A 3,551-nucleotide genomic window follows, 5' to 3' on the forward strand; every position below is an offset into this window, starting at 1 on the left:
GTGTTCGTGGCGGTGTCGGACGGTGCCCGGTTCGGGGGTGGCCGGTTGTGGAACGAGTTCTTCGCTCCGGCGGGGGAGTTCCCGTATGTGGGTGACTTCGACGGTGACGGCAAGGACGACATCGTGACGTTCACCCGCAATGCCGAGGCCGATGTGTATGTGGCGCTGTCCAACGGCGCCGACGGCTTCGTCCAGGGCGCCAAATGGCACGACTACTTCGGCCTGCCCGGCGAAACCACCCTCTGACCCGCACTCAGCAAGACGCAGCCGACTCACCGCTGAAAGGGCACACCTATGTCCCGGCTCGGACGAAGCCGTACCAACCCGACCCGTACCAACCCGACCCGCTCCCGCCTGCCCCGTCACCTCGCCGGCCTCGCGGCCGCCGGCCTGCTCATAGCCGCCGGCGCCGCCCCGTCGCATGCGGGCGAACCCCTGCCCAGACCCGAAAAGCGCCAGGCCAACGCCGAAGTCCTCGACATCGAGTGCGCCGTGCCGGCCACCCATGACCCGACCGTCATCGTGGTCGTCCACCGTGTCGCCCGCGCTCACCATGCCAACGCCAAGGTGATGCTCGCCGCCTTCGAGGCCGGGTGGGTCGAGTCCCACATGAACAATCTGGCCTGCGGCGACAAGGACTCCATCGGAGTCTTCCAGCAACGGCCCAGCTACGGCTGGGGCACCGTCGAACAGATCATGGACCCTTGGTACGCGGCCACGCAGTTCATCACCCGCGCCATCGACAGTGACCGTGCGAACCCGGGATTCACGGCGGGGCAACTCGCTCAGAGCGTCCAGCGGTCCGCGTATCCCTACCGCTACGACGAGGCGGAGCCCAAAGCCCGTGCGCTGCTCGCGGAGGCCGAGCGCATGTCGGGGATCCACGGTGGCGGTCCCACCGACTTCACCGGGGACGGCAAGGACGACATCGTCGCCTTCACCCGCACCCGCGAGGCCGATACCTATGTCGCCCCCTCGACCGGGACCAGCTTCGGCGGCGCCAAGGTGTGGCACGACTTCTTCGCCCCTGGCGGAGAGACGCCGCTCAGCGGTGACTTCAACGGCGACGGCAAGGACGATGTCGTCACCTTCGCCCACGGCCCCGGGGCCGACGTGTACGTCGCCCTGTCCAACGGCGACGGCTTCGGCCCCGCGACCGTCTGGCACGACTTCTTCTCGCAGCGCCATGAGGTTCCGGCGGTGGGTGATGTGAACGGTGATGGTTTCGACGACATTGTGACGTTCACGCAGGGTGCCGAGGCGGATGTGTATGTGGCGTTGTCGAACGGGGTGGACGGCTTCGGTGGTGGTGTGAAGTGGCATGAGTTCTTTGCTCCGGCGGGGGAGTTCCCGGCGTTGGGTGATGTGGACGGTGACGGGAGGGACGATCTGGTCACGTTCACGCAGGGTGCGAGCGCCGATGTGTACGTGGCGTTCTCGGACGGGAGCTCTGGTTTTGGGCCGGGGCAGTTGGTGCATGAGCATTTCGCTCCTGGTGCGGAGCAGCCGCGGGTCGGTGACGTCACTGGTGATGGTCGGGACGACATTGTGGCGTTCACGCAGGGTTCGGATGCTGATGTGTTCGTGGCGGTGTCGGACGGTGCCCGGTTCGGGGGTGGCCGGTTGTGGAACGAGTTCTTCGCTCCGGCGGGGGAGTTCCCGTATGTGGGTGACTTCGACGGTGACGGCAAGGACGACATCGTGACGTTCACCCGCAATGCCGAGGCCGATGTGTATGTGGCGCTGTCCAACGGCGCCGACGGCTTCGTCCAGGGCGCCAAATGGCACGACTACTTCGGCCTGCCCGGCGAAACCACCCTCTGACCCGGCCGATCCGCGACACACCACCGAATCCAGGGAGAAGCCATGCCTCCGCACGGACACTCACGTAGACGCGCACGCGCCCGGACCGCCGTCCTGGGTGCCGTACTCGCCTCCGCGCTCGCGCTGACCGGACAGGCCGGAGCGCTCGACACCGACCGCGACGCCCGGCCGTCGCAGGGCCGGGCATCCGCCATGAACTCCGCTTTCGCCGCCGCCACAGAGGAGTTCGACGTACCCCGCGATCTTCTCGTCGCCGTGGGATACGGCGAGACCCACCTCGACGGCCATGCCGGCAGGCCCAGTTCGGCCAACGGCTACGGTGTGATGCACCTGGCCGGCAACCCCGCGCACCGGACGCTGGAGAAGGCCGCGGAGCTGACCGGCCTGTCCGCCGCCCAGCTGAAACGCGACACCGCGGCCAACATCCGCGGCGGTGCCGCCGTCCTTCGCGCGTACGCGGACGGCCTCGGCCTCGACGCCGCGGAGCGTGACCGGATCGACGCGTGGTACCCGGTCGTCGCCGAGTACAGCGGCGCCGCCCAGGCGCGCACGGCACGGCTGTACGCCGACGCCGTCTACGGCTTCCTCGCCCAGGGGATCGGCCAACGGGTGGCGGGCGGAGAGCGCGTCACCGTGAAGCCCCGCCAGGTCGAGCCGGAGCGCGGCGCTTATGAGGAGGTGCTGCCGCTCGGGGCGTCCACCGGTGACGGGGCGTCGGCCGGGGCCGGCATCCAAAGCGCCGACTACGGTCCCGCCCACTGGGCGCCGGCACACGGGAACAACTACGAACCCGGGCGGGCCGCGCCGATCGACAAGGTCGTCGTCCACGTCACCCAGGGCTCGTACGCGGGGTCCATCAGCTGGTTCCAGAACGGCACGGCCGGTGTCAGCGCGCACTATGTGATCCGGTCCTCCGACGGAGACGTCACCCAGACGGTGCGTGACGCCGACACCGCGTACCACGCCCGCAGCGCGAACGCCTCGTCGATCGGCATCGAGCACGAGGGCTACGTCTCGAACCCGTCCTGGTTCACCGACGCCGTGTACCGCTCGTCCGCCGCGCTCACCAGGCACCTGTGCGACCGGTACGGCATCCCGAAGACCCGGGCGCACATCCTCGGCCACAACGAACTGCCGGGCAACGACCACACCGACCCGGGGCCGCACTGGAACTGGGACTACTACATGCAACTGGTCACCAGCGGCGCCGGCGAGAAGCTCGGTGGTTCTCCGACGGATTTCACGGGTGACGGGAAGGACGACGTCGTCGCGTTCACGCATGGGTCGGAGGCCGATGTGTATGTGGCTGCTTCGACGGGTGCCGGCTTCGGTGGTGCGGGGGTGTGGCACGAGTTCTTCGCGCCTGGTGGAGAGTCGCCGTTGAGTGGTGATTTCAACGGTGACGGCCGGGACGACATCGTGACGTTCACCGGTGGTGCGGAGGCGGATGTGTATGTGGCTGCCTCGACGGGTGCCGGGTTCGGTGCGGCGTCGGTGTGGCACACGCATTTCGCTCCCGGGGGTGAGGTTCCGGCGGTGGGTGATGTGAACGGTGATGGTTTCGACGACATTGTGACGTTCACGCAGGGTGCCGAGGCGGATGTGTATGTGGCGTTGTCGAACGGGGTCGATGGCTTCGGTGGTGGTGTGAAGTGGCATGAGTTCTTCAGCCCGGCGGGGGAGTTCCCGGCGTTGGGTGATGTGGACGGTGACGGGAGGGACGATCT

General features: G+C 68.1%; 2 protein-coding genes and 1 pseudogene. All 3 read left to right on the top strand.

Going from position 1 to position 3,551, the window contains the following annotated elements:
- Positions 1-246, top strand: a pseudogene (locus tag AB0K36_RS34565) (FG-GAP repeat domain-containing protein); the annotation flags it as partial.
- Between the two features lie 324 nt (positions 247-570).
- Positions 571-1,824, top strand: a complete 1,254-nt coding sequence (locus AB0K36_RS34570) for an FG-GAP repeat domain-containing protein (RefSeq protein WP_364601787.1) — start codon at positions 571-573, stop codon at positions 1,822-1,824.
- A 42-nt stretch (positions 1,825-1,866) separates the two neighbouring features.
- A partial coding sequence (locus tag AB0K36_RS34575; RefSeq protein ID WP_364601789.1) for an N-acetylmuramoyl-L-alanine amidase occupies positions 1,867-3,551 on the top strand: 1,685 nt, incomplete at its 3' end.

The organism is Streptomyces kurssanovii, assembly GCF_040677245.1.
In the GTDB taxonomy this organism is placed as follows: Bacteria; Actinomycetota; Actinomycetes; order Streptomycetales; family Streptomycetaceae; genus Streptomyces; species Streptomyces kurssanovii.

Coding starts and splice junctions, on each gene's coding strand:
- AB0K36_RS34570 (WP_364601787.1), top strand. CDS start 571: ATGCTCGCCGCCTTCGAGGCCGGGTGGGTCGAGTCCCACATGAACAAT.